The sequence below is a fragment of the Pseudomonas sp. HLMP genome, from assembly GCF_046365545.1.
GTDB classification, from domain to species: domain Bacteria; phylum Pseudomonadota; class Gammaproteobacteria; order Pseudomonadales; family Pseudomonadaceae; genus Aquipseudomonas; species Aquipseudomonas guariconensis_B.
Genome location: NZ_JBDLLR010000001.1, coordinates 1,121,519 through 1,144,826, shown reverse-complemented (window position 1 = coordinate 1,144,826; position 23,308 = coordinate 1,121,519). Strand labels below are relative to the sequence as shown.

The 23,308-nt window shown below is 66.1% G+C and carries 18 protein-coding genes; 6 read left to right on the top strand and 12 right to left on the bottom strand.

Translation table 11 applies throughout. The annotated features are described in order from the left end of the window. The first annotated feature begins 90 nt into the window (after positions 1-90). The 3 genes from desA to ABFA30_RS05490 all read left to right on the top strand — a co-directional run bounded on the left by desA (position 91) and on the right by ABFA30_RS05490 (position 3,049). Positions 91-1,275: a delta-9 fatty acid desaturase DesA gene (gene desA, locus ABFA30_RS05500; RefSeq protein ID WP_253090675.1), complete on the top strand. Its 1,185-nt coding sequence runs from the start codon at positions 91-93 to the stop codon at positions 1,273-1,275. A 100-nt stretch (positions 1,276-1,375) separates the two neighbouring features. After that, positions 1,376-2,407 (top strand): GGDEF domain-containing protein, encoded by a 1,032-nt coding sequence (locus ABFA30_RS05495; protein ID WP_410046028.1) that lies wholly within the window; start codon positions 1,376-1,378, stop codon positions 2,405-2,407. Positions 2,408-2,593: 186 nt separating this feature from the next. Further along, entirely contained in the window at positions 2,594-3,049 is a 456-nt protein-coding gene (locus ABFA30_RS05490) for a type II toxin-antitoxin system PemK/MazF family toxin (RefSeq protein WP_225786671.1), read from the top strand. A 153-nt stretch (positions 3,050-3,202) separates the two neighbouring features. Here ABFA30_RS05490 and ABFA30_RS05485 read toward each other — a convergent pair whose 3' ends face one another. From ABFA30_RS05485 to ABFA30_RS05465, 5 genes are all read right to left on the bottom strand, one after another. Continuing rightward, complete coding sequence (locus ABFA30_RS05485) at positions 3,203-4,444, bottom strand: response regulator (protein ID WP_253090674.1); 1,242 nt, start codon at positions 4,442-4,444, stop codon at positions 3,203-3,205. A gap of 140 nt (positions 4,445-4,584) precedes the next feature. After that, on the bottom strand, positions 4,585-5,862 hold the full coding sequence (gene gabT, locus ABFA30_RS05480; protein ID WP_225786673.1) for a 4-aminobutyrate--2-oxoglutarate transaminase: 1,278 nt from the start codon (positions 5,860-5,862) through the stop codon (positions 4,585-4,587). Positions 5,863-6,046: 184 nt separating this feature from the next. After that, positions 6,047-7,489: an NADP-dependent succinate-semialdehyde dehydrogenase gene (gene gabD / locus ABFA30_RS05475; RefSeq protein WP_225786674.1), complete on the bottom strand. Its 1,443-nt coding sequence runs from the start codon at positions 7,487-7,489 to the stop codon at positions 6,047-6,049. A 398-nt stretch (positions 7,490-7,887) separates the two neighbouring features. Beyond that, entirely contained in the window at positions 7,888-9,564 is a 1,677-nt protein-coding gene (locus tag ABFA30_RS05470) for an aryl-sulfate sulfotransferase (protein ID WP_225786675.1), read from the bottom strand. 17 nt (positions 9,565-9,581) lie between these two features. After that, positions 9,582-11,921 carry a TonB-dependent receptor gene (locus tag ABFA30_RS05465; protein WP_410045205.1) on the bottom strand — a complete coding sequence of 780 codons (2,340 nt, stop codon included), beginning with the start codon at positions 11,919-11,921 and terminating at the stop codon, positions 9,582-9,584. A gap of 192 nt (positions 11,922-12,113) precedes the next feature. Here ABFA30_RS05465 and ABFA30_RS05460 point away from each other — a divergent pair, with 192 nt between their 5' ends. After that, positions 12,114-13,028, top strand: coding sequence for a LysR family transcriptional regulator (locus ABFA30_RS05460; protein ID WP_225786677.1), 915 nt, complete (start codon positions 12,114-12,116; stop codon positions 13,026-13,028). Positions 13,029-13,073: 45 nt separating this feature from the next. Here ABFA30_RS05460 and ABFA30_RS05455 read toward each other — a convergent pair whose 3' ends face one another. Then, a complete protein-coding gene (locus ABFA30_RS05455) occupies positions 13,074-13,979 on the bottom strand; it encodes a TauD/TfdA dioxygenase family protein (RefSeq protein WP_225786678.1) in 906 nt (301 codons plus the stop codon). A gap of 36 nt (positions 13,980-14,015) precedes the next feature. Continuing rightward, positions 14,016-15,059 carry an ABC transporter substrate-binding protein gene (locus tag ABFA30_RS05450; protein ID WP_410045204.1) on the bottom strand — a complete coding sequence of 348 codons (1,044 nt, stop codon included), beginning with the start codon at positions 15,057-15,059 and terminating at the stop codon, positions 14,016-14,018. Between the two features lie 297 nt (positions 15,060-15,356). On the opposite strand from ABFA30_RS05450, the gene ABFA30_RS05445 reads away from it, so the two are divergent. After that, a complete protein-coding gene (locus ABFA30_RS05445) occupies positions 15,357-16,937 on the top strand; it encodes an ABC transporter permease (protein WP_225786680.1) in 1,581 nt (526 codons plus the stop codon). Next, positions 16,934-17,797, top strand: a complete 864-nt coding sequence (locus ABFA30_RS05440; protein ID WP_225786681.1) for an ABC transporter ATP-binding protein — start codon at positions 16,934-16,936, stop codon at positions 17,795-17,797. The genes ABFA30_RS05445 and ABFA30_RS05440 overlap by 4 nt, the downstream gene beginning before the upstream one ends. 3 nt (positions 17,798-17,800) lie before the next feature. On the opposite strand, the gene ABFA30_RS05435 is transcribed toward ABFA30_RS05440, so the two are convergent. The 5 genes from ABFA30_RS05435 to ABFA30_RS05415 all read right to left on the bottom strand — a co-directional run bounded on the left by ABFA30_RS05435 (position 17,801) and on the right by ABFA30_RS05415 (position 23,307). After that, positions 17,801-20,323: a dermonecrotic toxin domain-containing protein gene (locus ABFA30_RS05435; protein ID WP_410045203.1), complete on the bottom strand. Its 2,523-nt coding sequence runs from the start codon at positions 20,321-20,323 to the stop codon at positions 17,801-17,803. Between the two features lie 71 nt (positions 20,324-20,394). Next, positions 20,395-20,706 (bottom strand): DUF971 domain-containing protein, encoded by a 312-nt coding sequence (locus ABFA30_RS05430; protein ID WP_253167624.1) that lies wholly within the window; start codon positions 20,704-20,706, stop codon positions 20,395-20,397. After that, positions 20,706-21,671 (bottom strand): HEAT repeat domain-containing protein, encoded by a 966-nt coding sequence (locus ABFA30_RS05425; RefSeq protein WP_225786683.1) that lies wholly within the window; start codon positions 21,669-21,671, stop codon positions 20,706-20,708. Before ABFA30_RS05425 ends, ABFA30_RS05430 begins: the two co-directional genes overlap by 1 nt. Continuing rightward, on the bottom strand, positions 21,668-22,525 hold the full coding sequence (locus ABFA30_RS05420; protein WP_225786865.1) for an ABC transporter ATP-binding protein: 858 nt from the start codon (positions 22,523-22,525) through the stop codon (positions 21,668-21,670). The genes ABFA30_RS05425 and ABFA30_RS05420 overlap by 4 nt, the downstream gene beginning before the upstream one ends. Beyond that, complete coding sequence (locus tag ABFA30_RS05415) at positions 22,525-23,307, bottom strand: ABC transporter permease (RefSeq protein WP_225786684.1); 783 nt, start codon at positions 23,305-23,307, stop codon at positions 22,525-22,527. The genes ABFA30_RS05420 and ABFA30_RS05415 overlap by 1 nt, the downstream gene beginning before the upstream one ends. Between the last annotated feature and the right edge of the window lies 1 nt (position 23,308).

The following is a 23,308-nucleotide window of genomic DNA, read 5'->3' as shown; positions in this document are numbered from 1 at the left end:
GCACCCTCGCAACGGACGACTGGCTTTATTTCCCCGCCAGGGGATAATTGCCGACGCTGTTCCCCTGTGTTTCCGAGGGCTTCTACACCTATGTGGTACAACGGTTTGCTCGACTTGTCGGCCTGGCAACTGGTCGGCGTCACCCTGCTGATGACCCATGTGACCATCGTCAGCGTCACCCTCTACCTGCATCGCTACTCGGCCCACCGCGCCCTGGAGCTCAATGCCGGGCTCAAGCACTTCTTCCGCTTCTGGCTGTGGCTGACCACCGCGCAGAACACCCGCGAGTGGACCGCGGTGCACCGCAAGCACCACGCCAAGTGCGAAACCCCCGACGACCCGCACAGCCCGCTGCACAAGGGCCTGGGCACCGTGCTGCGCAAGGGCGCCGAGCTCTACCGTGAGGAAGCGCGCAACCCCGAGACCCTGCGCATCTACGGCAAGAACTGCCCGGACGACTGGATCGAACGCAACCTCTATTCGCGCTACAGGCTCGGCGGCGTGGCGCTGATGGCACTGATCGACCTGCTGCTGTTCGGCACCATCGGCATCACCATCTGGGCAGTGCAGATGATGTGGATTCCGTTCTGGGCCGCTGGCGTGGTCAACGGCCTGGGCCATGCGCTGGGCTACCGCAACTTCGAATGCCGCGACGCGGCCACCAACCTGGTGCCCTGGGGCATCGTCATTGGCGGCGAGGAGCTGCACAACAATCACCACACCTACCCCAACTCGGCCAAGCTGTCGGTCAAGCGCTGGGAGTTCGACATCGGCTGGATGTGGATCCGCCTGCTGTGCCTGCTGCGCCTGGCCAAGGTGCAGCGTGTGGCGCCCATCGCCCACCGCGTCGAGGGCAAGGCGCACCTGGACATGGACACGGCCATGGCGATCCTCAACAACCGTTTCCAGATCATGGCCCAGTACCGCAAGCTGGTGATCGCGCCATTGGTCAAGCAGGAACTGGCCCGGGTCGATGCCTCGATGCGCTACCGCTTCCGCCGCGCCAAGCGCCTGTTGTCGCGGGAAACCAGCCTGCTGCAGGACCGCCATCACGTACGTATCGAGTCCATGCTGGCCCACAGCCAGGCGCTCAAGACCATCTATGAAAAACGCCTGGCCCTGCAGCAGATCTGGGCCCGTACCAGCGCCAACGGCCACGACATGCTCGCCGCCATGAAGGATTGGGTGCATGAGGCCGAGGCCAGTGGTATCCAGGCCCTGCGCGACTTCGCCGGCCAGCTCAAGACCTACTCCCTGCGCCCTGCCGGGGCCTGAGCACCGTTGATCGGCCCGCCCCGCGACGGGGCGGGCCACCCCGGAACTTCGTCCCCTGCCTTCCACTCAAATCCGGCACATCGCCCGCGTGGCGGGCCGGATCGTGGCCGCACGCTTTCATGCCGAGAACCGTTCCGTGCTCATGGCCAAAGACTTCACCCCGCCCCTCTGCGGCAACCCGCCGCCCGAAGCCGCCCAGACCCTGCTCGCCCTGCTGCACGCTCAGGGCGAAGTGGCTCGCCTGAGCGAACGCGAGCAGCTCTACAGCTCGCTGCTCGACAGCCTCAATGCCGTGCTCTGGGCCTTCGACTGGGAGACCCGCCAGGTGCTGTATGTCAGCCCAGCCTACGAACGTATCTTCGGGCGCCCGGCCAGCCTGGTGCTGGCCGACTACAACGAGTGGCGCGACAGCATCTACCCCGACGACCTGGACTACGCCGAGCGCAGCCTGGCCCAGGTGCTGCTCAAGGGCGCGGTGGAAGACCGCGAGTACCGCATCATCAATGCCGCGGGCCAAGTGCGCTGGCTGAGCGACAAATGCTTCATCAACCAGCAACGTGAAAACGAACAGCGGGTGATCATCGTCGGTATCGCCGAGGACATCACCGAGAAGAAGCAGCTCGAAGGCGAGTTGCAACGCCTGGCCACCACCGATGTGCTGACCCAGAGCAGCAACCGCCGGCACTTCTTCGAATGCGCCCGCCAAGCCTTCGAGGCCGCGCGCGAGGAGGGTTCGCCCCTGGCCTTCCTGTTGCTCGACATCGACGACTTCAAGCAGATCAACGACAGCTACGGCCACCAGGAAGGCGACCAGGTGCTGCAACGTATCGCCGACAGCGGCAGGGCCGTGCTGCGCCGGGGCGACCTGTTCGGGCGTATCGGTGGCGAGGAGTTCGCGGCGGTCTTCCCCGGCTGCACCGCCCAAGTCGCCAAGCACATCGCCGAACGCTTGCAACGCGAGATCCAGCGCCTGAGCTTCAGCCATGGGCAGCAGGTGTATGGCGTCACCGTGAGCCAGGGCCTGACTGGCCTGAACGACACCGACGAAACCCTCGAAGCCCTGTTCGCCCGGGCCGATGCAGCCATGTACCAGGCCAAGCGGCAGGGCAAGAACCAGATCGTGCTGGGGTGAGCCAGCCCCGAATGGCCATACTTGCCCATTTGGATCCATTATCTAGCAAGCTCAGAAATGTCTTACTCCCTTTGGTTACCTTCCAAAGGGGAATATTCTTTAATTGCCGTGAGGCATTCCTAGAGCAATCGGAAGCTGTTCCCGTTATGACACCATGAGCCGCTTAACAACTGCTCAGGGTGGAACATGGCAATTAGGTTCGAGCCAAAAGTAGGGCAGGTGCTGGAATGCAATTACGGCGAGTATCGAGATCAAGGCGATGTTGTTTCAGCATCGAGTCGGTACGACTTCCGCCTTAAACCGGAAATGGTGAAAAATCGGCTTGTCATGGTGCTCAATGGAAAAATCGATTCGAATGCCTGTATTGTCGTTCCACTCTCGACCACCAAGGATCCCGGCAAGCTGAGCCGAGGATGGCATGTGCAGTTCTCTGCCGACCTGATCGAGGATCTCCCGTATTTCAAGCAACAGGTACGTTGGGCCAAGGCTGACTTGGTCGCCCAGGTGAGCCGGGAGCGCTTGTTCAAGCCCAGGACCATCGGCCGCGGTTTTCTTGAGCAAGTCGTGGCACGCGAGGTTGTCGAGCGAGTCCAACGCGCCGTGGTGAAGGTGATGAATGCGAGCTCCCTGCTCAAAAATTGACAGGATCCAAGCTTTTCCCTATCGTGGCCCCGTAGCCCTTAGAGGCACTCAGCGCTTTATTCCCCTTAGAGGGACCTGCGAAACCCAGCCTAGGCTGGGTTTCGCCATTCAGAACCCCCTGTTTTCTCAAGATCCTGGGCTGTCACACGGGATCTACCGGTTGGCCTCCGGCTGGACGATCTCCTGTTTCTCCACCCTGCGCAACCGCCCCAGCTCCGGCAAGCCCAGCTTGAGCAACCGTGCCGTCTTGCTGTCGGCGATTTTCTCCATCCCCTGCTCCGCCGGCAGCCGCGCCAGTTGCCCGGCCAGGTTCATTGCCAGGATCTCCCGCGAATACACCCCGCCACCCAACTGGTAGATGGCGGCGATCAGCTCGTGCAGGCTCAGCGGCAGCCGCCAGCGGGTGCGCAGCGCCGAGCCGAAGGCGGCGCCGAACGCGTTCAGCGACAACTGCACCTGGTCCTCGTCCAGCTCGCCACCGGCCAGGCGCCATTCCTGCAGGCAACGCAGCACGGCCAGGTCGCCCAGGCAGTGCAGCAGTCCGGCGCAGTAGCAGCGGCCTTCATCCAGCTCGAGCATGCGCGCCAGGCTGCGGGCGTACTCGGCGGTGTGCAGGGACAGGTCCCAGTAGTGAGCGGCATGCCGGGCCAGCAACAGGTCGCTCAGGCGAGCGCTGCGCTTGAGCGCCAGGCCCAGGATCAGGTTCATGCTCTGGGTGCTGCCGAGCTTGTTCAGCGCCTGCAGCAGGGTCTGCACCGGCGCCTCGCGATGCAGTGCGGCGCTGTTGGCCGCCGCGATCAGCACGCCGGTGATCTGCGGATCGTTGCGTACCTCTTCCTCGAGCACCTTGAGGTTCAGCCCATGGGGGTTGAGGGCGCGCTTGATCGCCACCTGCACATCGGCGAACAGCGGCCCGCCATCGGCAGTGACACGGCGTTGCTCGAGGAACGCCGACAGGCGGATGCCCGGCTGCAAGGACGGCGTCGGGCAGGCAATCTGCTCGCCAACCGCCAGCAACAGGCTCTCCAACCGCTTGCGCAGGTTGGCCAGGTCGAGGGGTTTGCCCAGGTAGGCGGTGGGGTGGAACGGTAGCACCTCATGCACACTGGCGCTGTCGGTGCGCTCGCTCATCAATATGAACGGCAGGGACGGCTTGTACCCCTTGGCACGCACGTTGCGCAACAGGTCGAGGCCATCGACCCCGGCCAGCTCACGGGCGGCAATGATCAGGTCAGGCTTGCTCGACAGCGCGGCCAAGGCCTCGGAGCCGTTGGCGCAGACCTGCAGGCGGGCGTCGCAGCGCACGCTGAGCAACATGTCGCGAAGCATGTCGCGCACCCACGGATCGCCTTCGGCAATCAGGATACAAGGCGGGATGGGGTCGGCAGCGCTCATGAGTGGCTCCTGGGTAATCCTTGACACACGATCCTTCGCAGCTTCCAAGGCAAATCCATCCGCCTACGATAGCGCCCAGCCGCATCGAGGGTGCAAAAAAAAACCCGCCGAAGCGGGTTTTTTTCTAACGCCTGTCACATTCAGGCCAGCTCGGCGAAGCACTCTTCGATGATCGCCAGGCCTTTGTCCAGCTGCTCGTCCGGCGCGGTGACCGGCACCAGGATACGCAGGACGTTGCCGTAGGTGCCGCAGGACAGCAGGATCAGGCCCTTGTCGCGTGCCTTGGCCACGACCTGGGCGACCGCGGCAGCGTTCGGGGTGTGGGTCCCCTTCTCGAACACTTCGACAGCGACCATCGAGCCCAGGCCACGGACATCACCGATGATCGGGTGCTTTTCCTGGATCTTGCGCAGGCCAGCGGTCAGGCGCTCGCCCACCGCCTGGCTGCGCTCGAGCAGCTTCTCTTCCTCGAACACTTCGATCACGGCCAGGGCCGCGGCGCAGGCGATCGGGGAACCGGCGTAGGTACCGCCCAGGCCACCCGGGGCGATGGCGTCCATGTACTCGGCCTTGCCGCACACACCGGCCAGCGGGAAGCCGCCAGCGATGGACTTGGCGAAGGTGGTCAGGTCAGGCGCGACGCCCATCTGCTCCATGGCGAAGAAGGTGCCGGTACGGCCAGCGCCGGTCTGCACTTCGTCGGCGATCAGCAGGATGCCGTGCTGGTCGCACAGGGCGCGCAGGCGCTGCATCAGCTCTTTCGGTGCCGGGATGAAACCACCCTCGCCCTGGACCGGCTCGAGGATGATCGCGGCGATGTCCTTAGGCTCGGCATCGTTCTTGAAGATACGCTCGATCGAAGCGATCGACTCGTCGACGCTGACGCCGTGCAGCTCGCTCGGGTACAGGGCGCGGAAGATGCCACCTGGCATCAGGCCCATGCCAGCGGAGTACGGCACGACCTTGCCGGTCAGGCCCAGGGTCATCATGGTACGGCCGTGGTAACCGCCGGTGAAGGCGATGACACCGGCACGGCCAGTGGCGGCACGGGCGATCTTGACGGCGTTTTCAACGGCTTCGGAACCGGTGGTGACCAGCAGGGTCTTCTTGGCGAAGTCGCCTGGAACCAGGGCGTTGATCTTCTCGCACAGCTCTACGTAGGGCTCGTAGGCCAGAACCTGGAAGCAGGTGTGGCTGACCTTGGTCAGCTGCTCTTGCACGGCAGCCACGACTTTCGGGTGCAGGTGGCCGGTGTTCAGTACTGCGATGCCGCCGGCGAAGTCGATCAGTTCGCGGCCTTCAACGTCGATCACGGTCGCGTTCTTCGCGGTGTCGACGAAGATCGGGTGGATCTGGCCAACGCCACGTGGGACGGCGTTGACACGGCGTTGCATCAAGGATTCGTTGGTCTTGCTCATAGTGCCCTCATTCGCGCCGACGCTGACGGCGCTGTTATTCGGGGGTGGCTGGATCCGTGCATGAGCAGCATGCGTTGATCGACTGTCATGAACGCCCTGGCCACCAGGTACCGCGGTGTAAAAAAGACCAGCGAGACGTCGCTCTCGCGCCCCGCTGGCAGAGGTAAAAACTGTCAGCCCGTGATCAGACGCTGATGCACAGGTACTTGATCTCCAGGTAGTCCTCGATGCCGTACTTGGAACCTTCGCGACCCAGGCCCGAGGCCTTGATGCCGCCGAACGGCGCGACTTCGTTGGAGATCAGGCCGGTGTTGATGCCGACCATGCCATATTCCAGGGCCTCGGCGACACGGAACACACGGCTCATGTCACGGGCGTAGAAGTACGAGGCCAGGCCGAACTCGGTGTCGTTGGACATGGCGATGACCTCGGCCTCGTCCTTGAAGCGGAACAGCGGGGCCAGCGGGCCGAAGGTTTCTTCCTTGGCCACGGCGGCGGTCTTCGGTACGTCGACCAGGATGGTCGGCTCGAAGAAGTTGCCTTCGATCAGCTTGCCGCCGGACAGCACCTTGGCGCCTTTGCCAACGGCGTCCTCGATGTGCTCCTGGACCTTCGCCACGGCCTTGCCGTCGATCAGCGGGCCGGTGGTGGTGCCTTCTTCCAGGCCGTTGCCGATCTTCAGCTTGGCCACGGCGGCCTTGAGCTTCTCGGCGAACGCGTCATAGACGCCGTCCTGTACGTAGATGCGGTTGGCGCAGACGCAGGTCTGGCCGTTGTTGCGGTACTTGGAGACGATCGCGCCCTCGACGGCCTTGTCCAGGTCGGCGTCGTCGAACACGATGAACGGGGCGTTGCCACCCAGCTCCAGGGACACTTTCTTGATGTCCTTGGCGCACTCTTCCATCAGCTGGCGGCCGATCTCGGTCGAGCCGGTGAAGGACAGCTTGCGCACCAGCGAGTTGCCGGTCAGCTCGCCGCCGACTTCGCCCGCGCTGCCGGTGACCACGCTCAGCACACCGGCCGGGATGCCGGCACGGTTGGCCAGCTCGACCAGGGCCAGGGCGGAGTACGGGGTCTGCGAAGCAGGCTTGAGGACCATGGTGCAACCGGCGGCCAGGGCCGGGCCGGCCTTGCGGGTGATCATCGCGGCCGGGAAGTTCCACGGGGTGATCGCGGCGGTGACACCGATCGGCTGCTTGATGACGATCAGGCGCTTGTCCGGCTGGTGACCCGGGATGGTGTCGCCGTAGACGCGCTTGGCCTCCTCGGCGAACCACTCGATGAACGAGGCGGCATAGGCGATCTCGCCCTTGGCTTCGGCCAGCGGCTTGCCCTGCTCGGTGGTCATCAGGCGGGCCAGGTCGTCCTGGTTCTCGATCATCAGCTCGAACCAGCGGCGCAGCTTGTTCGAACGCTCCTTGGCGGTCAGTGCGCGCCAGGCCGGCAGGGCCTTGTCGGCCGCTTCGATGGCGCGGCGGGTTTCGGCGGCGCCCATCTTCGGCACGGTACCGATGACTTCGCCGGTGGCCGGGTTGGTCACCTTGATGGTCTGACCGCTGTCCGCATCCAGCCATTCACCGTTGATGAAGGCTTGCTGGCGGAACAACTGAGCGTCTTTGAGCTGCATGTCGGCTTCCCTTAAAGCACCGTGCACGCACGGGGCGAATTATTGATTGTTGAAAAGGCGCCCCAAGGGGCTGCCGTCAGGAATTCTTGCACCAAGGGTGTTCAACGCCTGGGCAGTGAGCGTTTGAAATCTCAAACGAATGCTAAGCGGCTGCTGGGGTGTTGGACAATAGGCTGTTCGAAAAAAAGAACGAATGGTTGAACACCGGGCTGAAATTTCCAGATCGGCGGTGAGGCATGAGCCCCCTTCGTGGCCCCCGCAGGGCCCTGCAAACCACAATTGATGTGTGATCGGCTCGAAGCTTGTGGGAGCGGGCGTGCCCGCGAAAGGGCCAGTGAAGGTTAGACCATGGGCCAGGAGACATCGTGATGGGAGGACCGACGGCCCTCCCGGCAGGGTCAGAACGCCTTGGCGAGGTCGATCACCAGTGCCCGGTAGCCGACGCTCCCTGGCTGGCGGCTGTGCACCTTGAGCTCCACCAGCACCTCCTGGGTACCTCGGCGCACCTCATTGAGCACGGTGGTGGTCAGCTTCTGTGGCGTCAGGTAGCCCACCGACGCCGAATAGATGAACTGGGTGTCGGTATCCGGCCGATACGCCACCACCGAGGTGATCGGGCTGTACCACGCCTCGCCCCGCTCCTTGCCGTACTGCCAGATTTGCTCGACCGTTCCCTTGGTCTCGTCGATCCTGTACTCGACCGCCCGGCTGTAGTTGCCGCTCAGTTTCGTCGGGGCAAAGCCACGTCCCCAGCCATTGTCGAACACCGTCAGCGTGCCCTGCCCGGTCAACCAGGCGGTGTGTTGGGTCCAGGACCAGTCGAAGTCGTCGCTGCCGACCGGGGTCAGCACCTTGGCCTTCAGGTGCGCCGGCCAGCCCTGGGGCGAGGCGAGAATCCACTTCACCGCCTTGTCGCGGCCGATCTTCACCACGCCCTGGTGACGGGCTGAAACGATGATGCTGTCGTCATCGGCGTCGTAGTCGATGGCATTGACGTGGGCCCAGTTGCGCCCGGTGCCGACGCCCGGCGTGTCGCCGAACGGCAGCTCGCCCTCGGCCAGCTCGTTGGCCAGCCGGCTGTCCTGCTTCTGCACGCCATCCGGTAGCTGGATCGCCGCCTTGCCCAGGGTTTCCAGCAAGTCGCCGCGGTACGGGTCGAGGATCTGGTTGAGGTCCCAGAAGTCCAGCACGTCGCCGGCCTCGTTCACTTCGATGATGTGGTCACGGATCGAACGCACGCGCTTGCCGTCCGGACGGCGGTAGTCGCTGGTGCCGACCCGCAGCAGGTAGGTGCCGTGCGCGGTCTCGCGGATCTCGTGGGAGAAGTCGGCGAACTTGTCCGGCAGGCTGCGCTGCCAGATACGCCGGCCGAGCAGGTCGTACTTGGAGTAGGTCTGGCCCTGGCCCCAGATCAGCTTGCCATCGCGGGTCTGCTGGAAGCCCATGGTGCCGCCCAGGCCGTCGCGGCGGTTGGAGTCGTGGATCTGCTCGATGTCCAGGTACCAGCGCACGTCGCCATTGCTGTCGGCGATCCAATTGTTGCCGACCTGGTCCCACTCGGCAGCGCCACCCAGGCCGTTCCACTTGAAGGCGCGCCCGCCCGGGATGTCGCCGAGCAGGTGGTTGAACAGGTACAGGCGCTGCTCGAAGCCTGGCGCGACCTTGACCGGCTCCACCTCGGGCAAGGCGGCCGTCTGCCTGGCCACCACCGGCAGGCGCACGGCAGGCGCGTAGATTTCGTAGCGTTCGCGAATGCGCTCGCCATCGAGCTTGTAGGTGACCTCCACCTGGTTGACGTGATCCGGGTACAGGCCGAACACCGGGATGCCGCCGTAGGTCCACAGCGAGCGGTCGGACACCGCGTAGGCGATGTCCACGCCGCGCTCGCCACGGCCCAGCACCCGTACGTGGGCCGCGCCGAGGATGCGGCCACCGTCACGGATGATGGCGGTCAGCGGCGCCAGGCGATAGGGATTGACCACCACGTCACCGAGCAACGCCTCATCGTGGTCGGGGACCTTGGCGGTGATGCAGGCGCCTTCGGGCAGGCGTGGGGTTTCGGTCTTGGCATTCATGGCAAAGCTCCTTGTGCTCAGAAGTCGTAGCGGGCTGTGGCACCGACGGTGCGCGGCGTGCCGAGCACGCCGGCATAACCGCCGTTGGCGGAGTTCCACAGGCTGGTGAAGTAGGTCTTGTCGCCGGCGTTCTTCACCCACAGCGACAGGTCGAGGACACCGTCGCCCTGGTCCAGGCGCACGCCGGCGGAGAGGTTGACGATGGCGTAGCTGGGAATCTGCCCGTAGTCGGAGTCGTCGATGGTGCCCACCGCCCTGGAGCGGAAGGCGTAACTGGCGGTGAGGTAGGGCTCGATGCGCTCGGCCAGTCGCCAGCTGTACTGGCCATTGAAGTTGGCGATGTACTTGGAGGCGCCGACCACCTGGTGCCCGGTCAGGTCGCAGGTGGCGGTGGCGTCGGCCAGGCTCACCTCCGGCGGGCATGGGGCGTCGTCGTACTCGGTGTAGCGCACGTCGTTCCACGAGCCGTTGACGTTGAGCGTCAGGCCGCGCAGCGGCAGCGCCGTGGCCTCGAACTCCAGGCCCCGGGAACGCACGCTGCCGGCGTTGGCCAGGTACTGCACGCGGTTGACCTGGTCATAGACGTTGGCCTGGTAGCCATGGACCTCGGCCCAGAACAGGTTGGCGTTGAGTTGCAGGCGGTTGTCCAGCAGGGTGCTCTTGATCCCCAGCTCGGCGTTGTTGACCCGCTCGGTACCGACCAGCAGCGAGTCGGTGCCCAGGCGCGGCGCGGCACCTACGGTGAGGTTGATGCCACCGGACTTCTCGCCGTGGGACAGGCTGGCGTAGCCGAGCACCTCGTCGCTGAAGCGGTAGCTCAGGCTGAGCAGGCCGGAAGGGCTGAAGCTGTACTGGTTGAGGTCGCCCGAGTCGTAGGCGCCGACCCGGCCCTGGCGCGCGGCAGCCGCCCCACCCGTCACCGCCGCACCACCGATCGGCGCGTCGCGGGTGACCCAGGCGCTCTTTTCCTCGTAGGTGCCGCGTACACCGGCGGTGAAGTCCAGGCGCTCGGTCAGGTGCCAGGTGCCCTGGGCGAACAGCGCGTAGCTGTCGGTGTCGATGTGGCCGTCGCCGAGGGTCGTGACATTGGCCAGGGCACCGGCCGGGGTGAGGTTCCAGATGTCCGCCTGGGGGCCGAAGTAGGTGAAGGACTTGTTGTCCAGGTCTTGCTTGAAGTAGTAAGCGCCCAGCACATAGTCGAAGAACCCACCGGTGGGCGAGGCCAGGCGCAGCTCCTGGGAGTATTGCTTGTCGCGGACCGAGACGCCGGCATTGTGGGTGGCTGCCACGTTGAGCCCGTCGTCGTTGCGCGGGGTGAAGTCCCACCAACGGTAGGCGGTGATCGAGGTCAGGGTGAAATCGTTGGGTAGGGTCCAGTTGGCCTCCACCGAGGTGCCGCCCTGGAATACCTTGACCATCTGGTCGGCGTCGAAATTGACCTTGCGGTCCTTGCCCGACACCAGCGTGGCGCCGGCCTGGGCCGCCAGGCTCTCGTAGCGGTTGACGCCGTTGATGGTCGGCCCGGTGCTGTAGAGGCTGAGGATGCCGTTGTTGGAGTCTTCCTCGTTGTATTCGCCGATCCAGCGCAGGTTGAAGGTCTCGCTCGGCGCGAACAGCAACTGGGTACGAAAGCCCTGGCGCTTGCCGCCGTTGAGGTCGTCGCCGTTGTAGACGTTCTTCACATAACCGTCGTCCTCGGTGTGGTAGGCGCTGATGCGCCCGGCGAGGGTTTCGCTGAGCGGCCCGGAGAAGCTGCCCTGGGTCTGCCAGTAGCCGTCTTCGCCCAGGGACGACTGGATGCTGCCCTCGCGGTGGAAGGTCGGCTTGCGGGTGGTGATGTTGAGCACCCCGGCGGTGGTGTTCTTGCCGAACAGCGTACCCTGCGGGCCACGCAGCACTTCCAGTTGCTCGACGTCGAGCAGGTCGAACACCGCCATGCCCGGGCGGCCCAGGTAGACGTTGTCCAGGTAGACACCGACGCTGCCTTCCAGGCCGTCGCTGGCCGGATTGTTGCCCAGGCCGCGAATGGAAATGCTCGACTGACGGGCGTGGACGTAGGCGACATTGGTGCTCGGCACCAGTTGCTGCAGGTCCTGGACCCGGTAGATCCGCTGGGTTTCCAAGGTTTCGCTGCCGAGCACGCTGATCGGCGTGGGTACGCTCTGGGCGGTCTCCTCACGGCGGCGGGCATTGACCGTGACGGTGCCGAGCCTGGCGTCCTGCTGGGCCGCCGGGGCCACGTCGACCGGCGCTTGCTCGGCGAAGCTGCCGCCGGCCGTGGCCAGCAGCACGCCGGCGGCCAAGGGTTGCAGGGAGAACAGCGACACGCGGGCTGGCCAACGGTGAAGTCGGGACATGCAAATGCTCCTTGAGGCATGGGCCCTGGCGAGCATTTCCGTTGGCGGAACCGAATCGCGGTCAGGCAGGCTTATATTCTTTTAAGAGATATAAATATTTGTAATTCATATTTTGTGGAATAAGTAACTCCCTTTATAAGGATCGAGACCCTCATCAGCAATTGCATTCGACCGAAAGTTTCCATGTAGAAAATGCATATCGATCTCCGCCAGCTCCGCCACTTCATCGCCCTTGTCGAGCACCGCAGTTTCGTCGCGGCGGCGGCGGCGGTGAACCTGTCGCAATCGGCCTTCAGCCGCAGCATCCAGACGCTGGAACACAACGTCGGCTGCCGCCTGGTCGACCGCGCCAGCAAGGAACTGGCGCCGACCCGCCAGGGCCTGCTGGTGCTGGAACACTCGCGGCGCCTGGTGCACGGGGCGCACAACCTGGTCAACGAGATCAACCAGTTCAACGGCGCCACCACCGGGGTGGTGCGCTTCGGTTCCGGCCCGGCGCCGGCTGGGGGCCTGGTCCCTCGGGCGGTGGCGCGCTTCGTCGCCGAGTACCCGGCAGCGCGTACCTGTTTCCAGGTGGATAACTGGCAGGCGCTGAACCGCAGGCTGGTCGCCGAGGAGATCGAGTTCTTCGTCGCCGACACCCGCCAGTTCGAGGCCGACCCGGACTACCAGGTGCACAAGCTGACCCCGCAGCGCTGGCATTTCTGCTGCCGGGCCGGGCATCCCTTGACCGAGCGTGCCGAAGTGCACGCCCGCGACCTGTTCGACTACCCCCTGGCCACCACCTTCCGCCCGCCGAACATCCGCAAGGTCCTCGGCGACCTCAGCGGCCGCCAGGACTTCCTGCCCAGCGTGGAATGCGAGCATGGCTATGCGCTACTCAACGTGGTGCTGCATTCGGACACCCTGGGCATCGCCTGCAGCGCGAACCTGCGGCCTTACCAGCGGGAAGGGGGGTTGGTGGCACTGGAGCTTGCCGACCTTGCGCCGGAGCAGGAGGAAGCGTTCTACACCCGTTATGGGGTGGTGAGCCGGGTGGGGTATGGGTTGTCGGCGCTGGCACAGGGGTTGGTCAGGCAATTGATTGCCTGTGACAAAGAGGTGTAGCTGGCAGGGGCCGCTTCGCAGCGGCCCCAGGATCCATTGACCGGCTCACCCCTTGCGGATGGTCCGGCTCAGTTGCCCATCCACCCCCACCGGCACCTCGCCCGCCAAGGTCACCCGGCGCACCACCCGTGGCTGGGTGCCATAGTCATCCACCGCATAATGCTGGGTCGCGCGGTTGTCCCAGATCGCCACGTCACCGGCCTGCCAACGCCAGCGCACGGTGTTATCCAAGCGCGTCACGTGCCCCTGCAGCAAGGAGAACAGGTAGGCCGAATCGGCCTGCGAGTACCCCTTGATGCGCTTGACGAAGTGCCCCAGCTGCAGCACCCGCTCGCCACTGACCGGATGCACACGGACCACCGGGTGCTCGGTCTCGTACACCGTCGAGGTGAATATCTTGCGGTAGCGCTCGAGCTTCTCGGGCTCGACATCCGGCTTGGCACCGGCATAGTCGTATTCGTTGCTGTGCACCGCCCAGAGCTTGTCAGCCAGCTCGCGCAGCGGCTCAGGCAGGCTTTGATAGGCTGCGGCGGTGTTGGCCCACACCGTGTCGCCCCCCGAGGCCGGTGCCACCACGCTGCGCAGGATCGAGGCCTTGGGGTAGGCGTCGACGAAGGTCACGTCGGTGTGCCAGGAATTGGCCCGCTGGCCCTCGGCGCCATCGAGCTGCAGCAGGTAGCTGGTGCCATCGACCACCGGCACGGTGGGGTGGGCGACCGGCTCGCCGAGCAGCTTGGCGAAAGCTTCCTGGCCCTGGTCGTCCAGGTGGTCCTGGCCCCGGAAGAAGATCACCTTGTATTGCACCAGGGCGGCCTGGATGGCGTCGAGGGTGGCGGCGTCCAGGTCGGCGGACAGTTTCACGCCCCGGATCTGGGCACCGATACGGCCGGCGACCGGCTGGATGTCGAGTTCGGGGATCTGTGGCGCGGCGGCCAATGCAGCGTTGCTCATGTCGTGCTCCTCACGGTCGATGATGGGGTTGCGGGTTCAGCGGACGGCCTGCACGGCCCGGGCCTGTTGCAGGGCGGCATCGAGAAAGCGTGGCTCGATCCATTCGGACACCTGGAAGCCACGGCGGATCAGGCGTTCCTTGGCGGCAAGGTCCACGCCCTGCTGCAGCAGGCCGACGAATTCGGCATCCAGGCGCGGATCGAAGTAGTGGGCGAGGTCCTCCTGGGCCAGGTCGTCGCTCAGGATGGAGCGCGGCCAGTTGGCGGTGCTCGCCACCAGCTCGATGTAGGCGTCGCGGTTGTGCTCGTTTCGCAGCCACTGCACCGCCTGCTGCTGGGCATTGACCAGCCGCTGCACCAGGTCAGGGTGCTGGCGGATGAACTCGCCGGTGCCCAGCAACACCGACTGGATACTGCCGGCCCCCTCCAGGTCGCGCGAGTTCACCGGCAACTCGACCAGGCCACGCTCGCGCAGCGACAGCAGGCTGGACAGGCCCCAGGTGGCGTCGATCTGCTTGGCTGCCAAGGCGGCGTTGGCCGCGTTGAAGTCGAGGTTGATGACCTTCAGCTCGCGCTCGGACAGGCCCTGGCTGGCCAGTGCGCTGGCGAACGACAGCTGGTTGGCGGTGCCACGGAACACCGCCACGCGCTTGCCCTTGAGGTCGTGCAGGCTGTGGATACCCGAGCCGGGCACCACGCCCAGGTAGCTCTTGACCCCACGTACCCCGGCGGACAGCACGCGGGTATCCAGGCCATTGGCCTTGCCGATGATCGCCGCCAGATCGCCCAGGTAGGCGAAGTCCGCCTGGCCGTTGGCCAGGGCTTCGTTGACCACCGGCCCGGCGCCCTTGAAGAAGCGCCACTCGATACGGATACCGTCCTTGGCGAATTCCTTTTCCAGCAACTGCTGGTCACGCAGCACATCCACCACGCCTCCAGCGCTGGGCTTGCTGCCGGCGCTGAGGTCAGGCACGGCGATACGGATGCTGTCCGGCCTGGCCGTATCGGCGGCCTGGGCGCTCAGGGCGAATGCACTCAGCAGTCCGAAGGCACTGAGCAAGTGGCGAAAGGGCGTGTTCATGACAAGGCTCCTTGGCAAGCTGCCACCGGCGATGGCCGGCGCTTTGCCCAGAAGCTAGGCTGTCCGGATTAGAACCGACAAAGATCAAAACTTCATTTTTTAGTAACCAAAAGACATAAATCAGGCGACATGCGCCTTCGCGACGGGCTTGCGCAACGCGCATGGAAAATATGAGGAAAACGCAACGGCACAGGGCTTCCACGTACCACCGGCCCATGCTCTTATCCCTTGAGCAGCGATCCAGTGAATTTTTAATTCCATAAACGCATAAATCAAAAACGCTTCGAGGGATGCCTGATGAGCGAAATCCTGAGCACGAGTCCATGGCGTCTGCGGGGGGCGCTTGGCGCTTTCGCCACTCCAGGCGCTCACCTCCTGCCGTGGGTGCTGCCCTTGGCCCTGGCCGCCTTGTGGGTCACGGCCAGCCGCCTGCACTGGATGAGCGAACAGATCCTGCCGGCGCCGGCGCTGGTCTGGCAGAGCGCGCTGGAATTCGGTGCGGGCGAACTGTGGAGCCACCTGTGGATCAGCCTGCAACGGCTGTTCTGGGGCCTTTTGCTGGGTATCGCCAGTGGCTTGTTGCTGGGGGCCTGGCTTGGCGCGTCGCGTCGGGCACAGGCGCTGGTGCTGCCGACGTTCGTGGCCCTCGCGCAAATCCCCACGCTGGCCTGGATTCCGCTGTTCATGCTGTTTTTCGGCATCGGTGAGTTGCTCAAACTGGTGGTGCTGGTCAAGGCGGTGATCGTGCCGGTGACGCTGCACACGCTGGTCGGGGTGCGCGATGCCCAGCCCAAGCTGCGCGAAGCCGCTGCCGTGCTGCGCCTGCCGCCGCACCTGCTGTTCCTGCGCCTGCTGCTGCCAGCCGCCCTGCCCGCCTTCCTCGCTGGCGTGCGCCTGGCCCTGGCCACCGGCTGGACATCGCTGCTGGCCGTGGAGTTGCTGGCCTCCAGCGAAGGCATCGGCTACCTGATGGTCTGGGGGCGGCAGCTGTTCATGCTCGACCTGGTGTTGCTCTGCATCCTGCTGATCGGCCTGGTCGGCGCCTGCATGGACCGTGGCTTCTCGACACTGGAGCGCCGCCTGCTGTACTGGCCGCAACCGGCCACGGGCGAGCAACCGCACAGCGCCGCCCCACGGGGCTGGCAGGGCCTACTGCTGCCGGTGGCGCTACTGGCACTGTGGCAGGCCGCCAATAGCTTCGGCTGGGTCGACGGCAACATCCTCACCTCGCCGCTGGAGGTCCTGCGCAGCCTGCTGGCAGGGCTGGCGGACGGCACGCTGCCCGAGGCCCTGTACCTGAGCCTGCAGCGCAGCCTCGTCGGCCTGCTGCTGGGTGGTGGTGCAGGCTTCGCCCTGGGCTTGCTGCTGGGCCTGGCGCCGGTGGCCGAGCGCCTGCTCGGGCCAAGCCTGTCGGCGCTGCGCCAAGTAGCGCTGTTCGCCTGGGTGCCGCTGCTCACCGCCTGGTTCGGCCTGGGCGAAGGGGCCAAGGTGGTGTTCGTCGCCCTGGCGGCGTTCTTCCCCTTGTTCATCGCCACCCAGCGCGGTATCGCCAGCCTCTCGCCGCAACTGGGCGAGGCGGCCCGCGCGCTGCGCCTGGGCTTGCCGCAACGCCTGCGCCTGCTGGTGCTGCCGGGTGCGGCCCCGTCGATCTTCGCCGGCCTGCGCCTGTCGCTCATCTATGCCTGGCTGGGCACCCTCGGCGCGGAATACTTCATGCCCTCCGATGGTGGCATCGCCAGCCTCATGCTCGGCGCCCAACAGCTGTTTCGCATGGACCAGGTGATGGCCGCCATGGTCTTGATCGGCCTGGTCGGCGCCCTGCTGGGCAGCCTCGGACAACGCCTCGAATCACGCGCCACGCGCTGGAGAACCGCATGAACGCTTTCAACACCTCGGCCCTGCACGCGGCCAACCAACCCGACGTCACTCCGCCACTGGTCAGCTTCGAGCGGGTCGGCAAGGTCTTCTCGGTGGACGGCCAGCCCTTCGAAGCCATCCGCGACTTCGACCTGACGATAGACGAGGGCGAGTTCATCGCCATCGTCGGTGCCTCCGGTTGTGGCAAGTCCACCCTGCTGCGCCTGCTGGTGGGGCTGGACACCGACTACAGCGGCAGCATCCGCGTCGATGGCCAGCCCGTCAGCGGCATCGGCGGCGAACGCGGCATCGTGTTCCAGGAACATCGGCTGTTCCCCTGGCTGACCGTGGAGCAGAACATCGGCCTGGGGCTGGTCAACGAGAAGCTCACCCAGGGCGAGCGTGCCCGCAAGGTGCACGCGTTCGTCCAGTTGGTGGGCCTGGTGGGCTTCGAGTCGGCCTACCCACACCAGCTCTCCGGGGGCATGGCCCAGCGCGTGGCGATCGCCCGTGGCCTGGTGGCCAGCCCGCGCATCCTGTTGCTCGACGAGCCGTTCGGCGCCCTCGATGCCCTGACCCGACAGCAATTGCAGGACGAGCTGCTGGCGATCCGCGAACGCGCCGGCATCACCACCCTGCTGGTCACCCACGATGCCGAGGAAGCGACCTACCTGGCCGACCGTGTGGTGGTGCTGGAGCCACGTCCGGGGCGGATCAAGGCGGTGGTGGAAATCGACCTGCCGCACCCGCGCCAGCGCACCGGCGTGGCCCTGCACGGTTTACGCGAGAAGGTGCTGCACCAGATCACCGGCGGCGAGGGCTACTTGCCGGCGCCCGTGCACAGGATCGAGAGCCTGCGCCCCGAGTTGATCGCCCTGTAGCGTTCAACGCCATCGCGCAGCGGGGAAGAAGCGCTCTACCAGCCCCTCGTCGGCCACGCGCCCGGCATAGGCCTGACGGTCGAACACCTGGCCGGTGCGCAGCTCATGGACAGGCTCGCCAAAGGGCCTGTCCACTTCGCGAAGCCTGAACGTGACGAAGCGGTAGTGCTCGCCCCGCACTTCGCCGACCCCGTCGATACGGAAGCACCGCCCAGGGAGGAACAGGACCTCCGCCTCCTGCCAGTGCAGCGACATCGGCGCCACCGGTGCGCCGCTGGTTTCTTCGCTACCGACCAGTTCGTACAGCACCGTATCGTCGTCGAACCAGGCTGACGCCTGCGCAAGCGGGCTGTCGGCAACGTCCGGCGGCAACATGAACCGGCGCGGGATGAAGGGATTGCTGGTGAAGGACGTGATGTCGGTGCTGACCAACAGGTCGCCGGCCTTGATCTCACCGGCGCGGTAACGGGCCCCCAGGCTGACGCGCGGGCTGCGCCCTTCTCGCCAGAGCAGCGAAGCCTTGCTCTTGGGCAACTGCTCCAGCGAGTCGGCCAAACGCTCGACGAAATCGCGCAGCTCGTCTTGCGCGATCCCTTGCAACCGCGACCTTTCGCCCCTGAACAGGTCGTTGACCTTGGCCATGTGGCCGCTGTACTCCATGACCAGGTCGTTATGGAACTCGCCCTCCTGCCTGAACGTATAGAAGCGCACCCCATCGCGCTCGACGAAGTGGTGGCCGAAGCGGTCCGCCTGCGCCATGTGCCCTTCGAAAACGGGCAGGCCTGCCTCTTCCAGGTGTGCGGCCTGTCGGGCCAGGAGCGCACGCGACAGGCTATCGCTCGATCGCCTGTCGGCTTGCATGTAGGTGTCCCAGAACTGCCTCACCAGCCCATCCATGTCGCCGCCCGGTGCATACAACCGCCACCGGCCGTCCCGGCCCCGACGCACCAGCAGGCTCGGCTCCAGGGCATCCAGGTCTTGCACGACCATCCAGCAGGACAGCGAGGCGTGATAGCGCACCGGCAAGGACATCGCCTGCATTTCGATCCAGGTAGCGCCATCGTCGTCGAGCATCACACCTTCGAGTGGGCCGCCCCTACTCGGTGGCTCCGTGGGCACGCGGTTGTTGTCGAGCAGCCCAAGGCGCTCTGCTACCTGCCAGGCATCCTCGACCGGCTCCCAGGCTTGCGGTGTGAGCCGCAACCAATGTGGCGGATACGGGTGGACCAGGGCCTTGAGTCCAAGGCCTGCGTCGATGATCGAGAACACCACGACCAGCGCATCACCGAACGCCTCGAGGATAGCCCGGTCGCGTGCCCCGCTGGATCGAGCACGCACCGCCATGTCGATGTCCAGCACCATGCGCGCGGTACCGGCCCCCAGCATGGCCAGGCCGATCGGCCAGGCTGCAGCCGCGAAAATGCCGAACACCTGGATGAACGCGCCCAGGTAGCCGCGCCAGAGCTGCTTGCGCAGTTCGGCATTGCCGACCAGGTTGTGCAGGACGGTGTTGAGGTCGGCCTTCGCCCACAGCTGCAGGGTGTCGAAAAGGTCCGGCAGCATCAACTCGCGGCCTTCGCCAAAGGGCCACGTCGGCGTGGTGAACGAGCCAACACGCTGGCGCAGCATCTGCAACCGGCCCCGCCGCTCGGCCACCGGCGCCCGTTGGTCCACCCTGTACAGGGCGTCTACCCAAGCCTGCCCGTCGCTCCCGGCCAGGCGCTGGGCGATCCAGGTCAGCATCGCGGCGTGGTTGGCGAATGCCCGCAAGGGCATGGCCAGGGTCGGCGCGTAGAGCACGACGCGGCCTGACTCGTGGCTCAACGTGAACAGGTGCCCTGCGCCCGGTGTGTAGTGTCGCACGCTCGTGCCGGGCCCATGCCCGGAGCGCGCCAGCCGCGCCAGCGTCAGCGGTTGCCCGGCCTCGAAGCCGAGCCAGGCCAGCAAGTGCCTGCGATCACGCCTTTCCAGCAGCCCGGCCCGCACGCCTTCGTCGATCGCGGCGATGAAACGCGCCTTGGCCAGTAGCGCGAAGTCTTCGCCCTCCTCGCCCCAGAAGCGCTCGACACGGGCACGCATCACGGAGGCGAAATCCAGCCGCCACAAATCATCCATCACCGCCTGCGGCAGCAGCGCCACTTGATCGTCAACGCCATATTCGCCCGCACCGGCCGCCCGCGTGTAGAACCCGCCGAACACGGGCAGCACGTCGGGCGCTGCCTGAAAGCCACCGGCGAAGCGGTGGATCAACAGTTCAGTGAAACGCATCGAGCAGCGCGGCGGGCCGGCATGGCGCCAGCCGGTGAACGTCGGGGCACTGACACCGCTGTCGAATACGTGCCACCAGACGTTGTCGGGGTCCAGCGCCTGGCCGGTATGCTCACGCAGATAGACGCCCGCCGCTTCATGGGCCAAGCGGTAGGGGTCGGGCCAGGCCGCAAGGTATCGACGGGCCTTGTCCATCACCGCTCGCGCATCGCCCAGGGAGGCCAGGCTGCGTGCGTAGTGTTCACTATCGATTGCCATGTGAAGATCCTTGGTCAAGAAGGATCCTCGATTAGGCGCACACGCTCTCCCTGCAAGGCGTTAACACTTTCCTACCCGCTCGGCGCGTCCTGTGCCGAGAGGGCTGCGCCTCCCAGTTCGCGCAGGTACGCCCAGGGATAGATGCCCTTGTCGTGCCCGTCGCTGAACACCAATTGGACGCCATAGCCATGTGGCGCGATGCGCTCCAGGCGCACATCGTCGCGCACCAGGGCGATCCCCCCGCGCAGCTTCGTCGCCCGGCACCACGAGCAGGGGCAGGCACCGCGCAGTCGGACATGGCTGATCACCTGCTCAGCATCGCGCCATTGCACGCTCAACTGCCTCGCACCACGCTGGTTGCGCAGGGCGCTGGGAGTGTCCATCAGGCCGCCCCTTGCAACTGCGCCAGGGCGATGCGCACAGCCTTGCGCACTTCCGGGTCGCTGTCTGCCTCGGCTGCCTGCAATGCCGGCAGGGCCTGGGCCCTGCCCAGCTCGCCCAGGGCCAGCGCCGCTTCCTTGCGCAGGTTGGCGATCCTATGGCCGAGCAAGGTGGCCAGCGCATCCAAGGCCTGGCCATGGCGCAGGCGCCCCAGCGAGCGGGCCGCCCGCAGGCGCACCTGCCAGTAGCTGTCGTCCAGCGCCGCGACCAACGCCGCCCCCGCATCGCCCACGCCCACCTTGCCCAAGGTCGTGGCGGCCTCTTCGCGTACCTGCCAGGCGTCGTCGCGCAGGGCTGCGACCAGGGCCGGCAGAACACTGGCATCACGGGCCAGCCCCAAGGCGCCGATCGCTGCACGGCGGACCTCGGTGTCCGCTTCTTCCTCCGCCAAACGGGCCAATGCCGGCAAGGCGGGCACGTGCTTGAGCCAACCGAGGATACCCACCGCCTCACGGCGCACCGAGGCGTCGGCGTCGGCGAGCGCCAGCAGCGCTGGCCCGGCGGCATCCTCCAGGCGCAGCTCGCGCAGGGCACGCAAGGCACTGGCGCGGACGAAGGCATCGGCATGGCCCACCCACGGCAGGATGAGCGGCCCGGCTTCCAGCGACTTGAGTTCGCTCAGGCTCTGGGCCGCCGCCAGGCGCACCGCTTCGTCAGCATCAGCCAGGGCGGCGCACAACGCCTGGACCACCTCGGGCTCTTCCCAGGCCTCCAGCAAGCGCGCGGCCTCGGCCCGCACCGTGGCATCGGCGTCGACCAGCACGGCGTCGGTCAACCAGGGCAGGCCGTCCGGGTCTTCCAGGTCGGCCAGGGCGATCAGGGCGATGCGCCGCACGCCTGCGTCGGCATCGGCCAGGCGTGGCAGCAGTTCGAGGATGTCGGGGTTGTCGGTGGTACGTTCGGTCATAGGGCTATCCGCAGCGGTGGGTGGTCGGCATCGGGCAGGCCCAGCGGCGTCAGACGCGGCAGTTCGCGGCCTTCTTCATGTCGCAGCAGGGCCAGGCAATGGCGCTTGAGGTGGGTGAAGGCCGGGCTGGTCAGCAAGCCAGCCTGGCGCGGACGGGCGAAGTCCAGGCGCAGGTCCTCGATGATGCGCCCGGGGCGCGGGCTCATGACCAGCAGACGGTCGGCTAGGAACAGCGCCTCGTCGATGTCATGGGTAACGAACACCACGGTGGTACGGATGCGCGCCCAGATGTCCAGGAGCAACGCCTGCATGCGCGAGCGGGTCTGGGCATCGAGGGCGCCGAAGGGCTCGTCCATCAGCAGCAGGCGCGGCCGGTTGATGAGCACCCGGGCGATCTCGGCACGCTGCTGCATGCCGCCGGAAAGCTGGTTGGGCCAGCGCCCGGCGAAGTCGGCCAGGCCCACCAGGCGCAGCATTTCACCCGCCTGGCGGTGCCGTTCGGCCTTGCCCAAACCTTGCATCTTCAGGCCGAAGGCGACGTTGTCGAGCACGCTGCGCCAGGGCAGCAGGGTATGGTGCTGGAACACCATGCCGCGCTGGGGCGAAGGCCCGTCGATGGCCTGGCCATCCACCCGCAACTGGCCGGAGCTGGGCGCCAGGTGCCCGGCCAGGGCGCCCAGCAAGGTCGATTTGCCGCAGCCGGATGGCCCGAGGATGCAGACGAACTCGCCGGGGGCGATGGCCAGGTCCAGCGCCTGTACCGCTTCGAATGCCTCACTGCCCTGCCCCAGGCGGATGGACAGCCCACGTGCCTCGATGCGCCCGGGCTCCGGCGCCTGTCGATAGCTGCCCATCATGCGCCCCTCCGTGCCCGGCACCAAGGCGTGGCCAGCGCGCCCAGGCGCTTGACCAGCGCGCTGCTGCCCATGCCCAGCAGGCCGATCAGCAACATGCCGACGATGATGTCCGGGTAGTTCTGCAGGGTGTAGGACTCCCAGGTGTAGTAGCCGATGCCGAACTGCCCGGAGATCATCTCGGCGGTCACCAGGCAAAACCACGAGGTGCCCATGCCGATGGCCAACCCAGTGACGATGCTCGGCAGCGCCCCTGGCAGGACCACCTCGCGCAGTATCGCGTAGCGGCTGGCGCCCAGGCTGCGCGCCGAGGCCACCAGGCGCGGGTCGATCGCCTCGACACCATGCACGGTGTTGAGCAATACCGGAAACAGCGCCCCGGTGAAGGTGATGAACACCATCGACAGTTCCGAGGACGGGAACATCAGGATCGCCAGCGGGATCCAGGCCACCGCCGGGATCGGCCGCAGCACTTCCAGAGGCGGCAGCAAGGTGTCCTCGGCCCATTTCGAGCGGCCGATCAGCAGGCCCAACGTCACCCCCAGCACGGCGGCGACCAGGTACCCGGCGAAGACCCGCGACAGGCTGCTGCCCAGGTGTGCCAGCAAGGCACTGGAGGCCAGCAACTGCCAAGCGGCGTCGAGCACGGCCCGTGGCGTGGGCACGTAGGTGAAGGTGAACAGCCCCAGGTCCAGCTTCAGCCTGGCGGCCAGGTGCCAGAACAGCAGGCAGGCCAGCAGGGAAGCCAGGCGCAGGGGCCAGCGCTTGAGATCGCGGCTCATG

Excerpts from the sequence above, each read along its gene's own strand:
- desA (WP_253090675.1), top strand. The coding sequence starts at position 91 with ATGTGGTACAACGGTTTGCTCGACTTGTCGGCCTGGCAACTGGTCGGC.
- ABFA30_RS05490 (WP_225786671.1), top strand. The coding sequence starts at position 2,594 with ATGGCAATTAGGTTCGAGCCAAAAGTAGGGCAGGTGCTGGAATGCAAT.
- ABFA30_RS05485 (WP_253090674.1), bottom strand. The coding sequence starts at position 4,444 with ATGAGCGCTGCCGACCCCATCCCGCCTTGTATCCTGATTGCCGAAGGC.
- gabT (WP_225786673.1), bottom strand. The coding sequence starts at position 5,862 with ATGAGCAAGACCAACGAATCCTTGATGCAACGCCGTGTCAACGCCGTC.
- gabD (WP_225786674.1), bottom strand. The coding sequence starts at position 7,489 with ATGCAGCTCAAAGACGCTCAGTTGTTCCGCCAGCAAGCCTTCATCAAC.
- ABFA30_RS05470 (WP_225786675.1), bottom strand. The coding sequence starts at position 9,564 with ATGAATGCCAAGACCGAAACCCCACGCCTGCCCGAAGGCGCCTGCATC.
- ABFA30_RS05465 (WP_410045205.1), bottom strand. The coding sequence starts at position 11,921 with ATGTCCCGACTTCACCGTTGGCCAGCCCGCGTGTCGCTGTTCTCCCTG.
- ABFA30_RS05460 (WP_225786677.1), top strand. The coding sequence starts at position 12,114 with ATGCATATCGATCTCCGCCAGCTCCGCCACTTCATCGCCCTTGTCGAG.
- ABFA30_RS05455 (WP_225786678.1), bottom strand. The coding sequence starts at position 13,979 with ATGAGCAACGCTGCATTGGCCGCCGCGCCACAGATCCCCGAACTCGAC.
- ABFA30_RS05450 (WP_410045204.1), bottom strand. The coding sequence starts at position 15,059 with ATGAACACGCCCTTTCGCCACTTGCTCAGTGCCTTCGGACTGCTGAGT.
- ABFA30_RS05445 (WP_225786680.1), top strand. The coding sequence starts at position 15,357 with ATGAGCGAAATCCTGAGCACGAGTCCATGGCGTCTGCGGGGGGCGCTT.
- ABFA30_RS05440 (WP_225786681.1), top strand. The coding sequence starts at position 16,934 with ATGAACGCTTTCAACACCTCGGCCCTGCACGCGGCCAACCAACCCGAC.
- ABFA30_RS05435 (WP_410045203.1), bottom strand. The coding sequence starts at position 20,323 with ATGGCAATCGATAGTGAACACTACGCACGCAGCCTGGCCTCCCTGGGC.
- ABFA30_RS05430 (WP_253167624.1), bottom strand. The coding sequence starts at position 20,706 with ATGGACACTCCCAGCGCCCTGCGCAACCAGCGTGGTGCGAGGCAGTTG.
- ABFA30_RS05425 (WP_225786683.1), bottom strand. The coding sequence starts at position 21,671 with ATGACCGAACGTACCACCGACAACCCCGACATCCTCGAACTGCTGCCA.
- ABFA30_RS05420 (WP_225786865.1), bottom strand. The coding sequence starts at position 22,525 with ATGGGCAGCTATCGACAGGCGCCGGAGCCCGGGCGCATCGAGGCACGT.
- ABFA30_RS05415 (WP_225786684.1), bottom strand. The coding sequence starts at position 23,307 with ATGAGCCGCGATCTCAAGCGCTGGCCCCTGCGCCTGGCTTCCCTGCTG.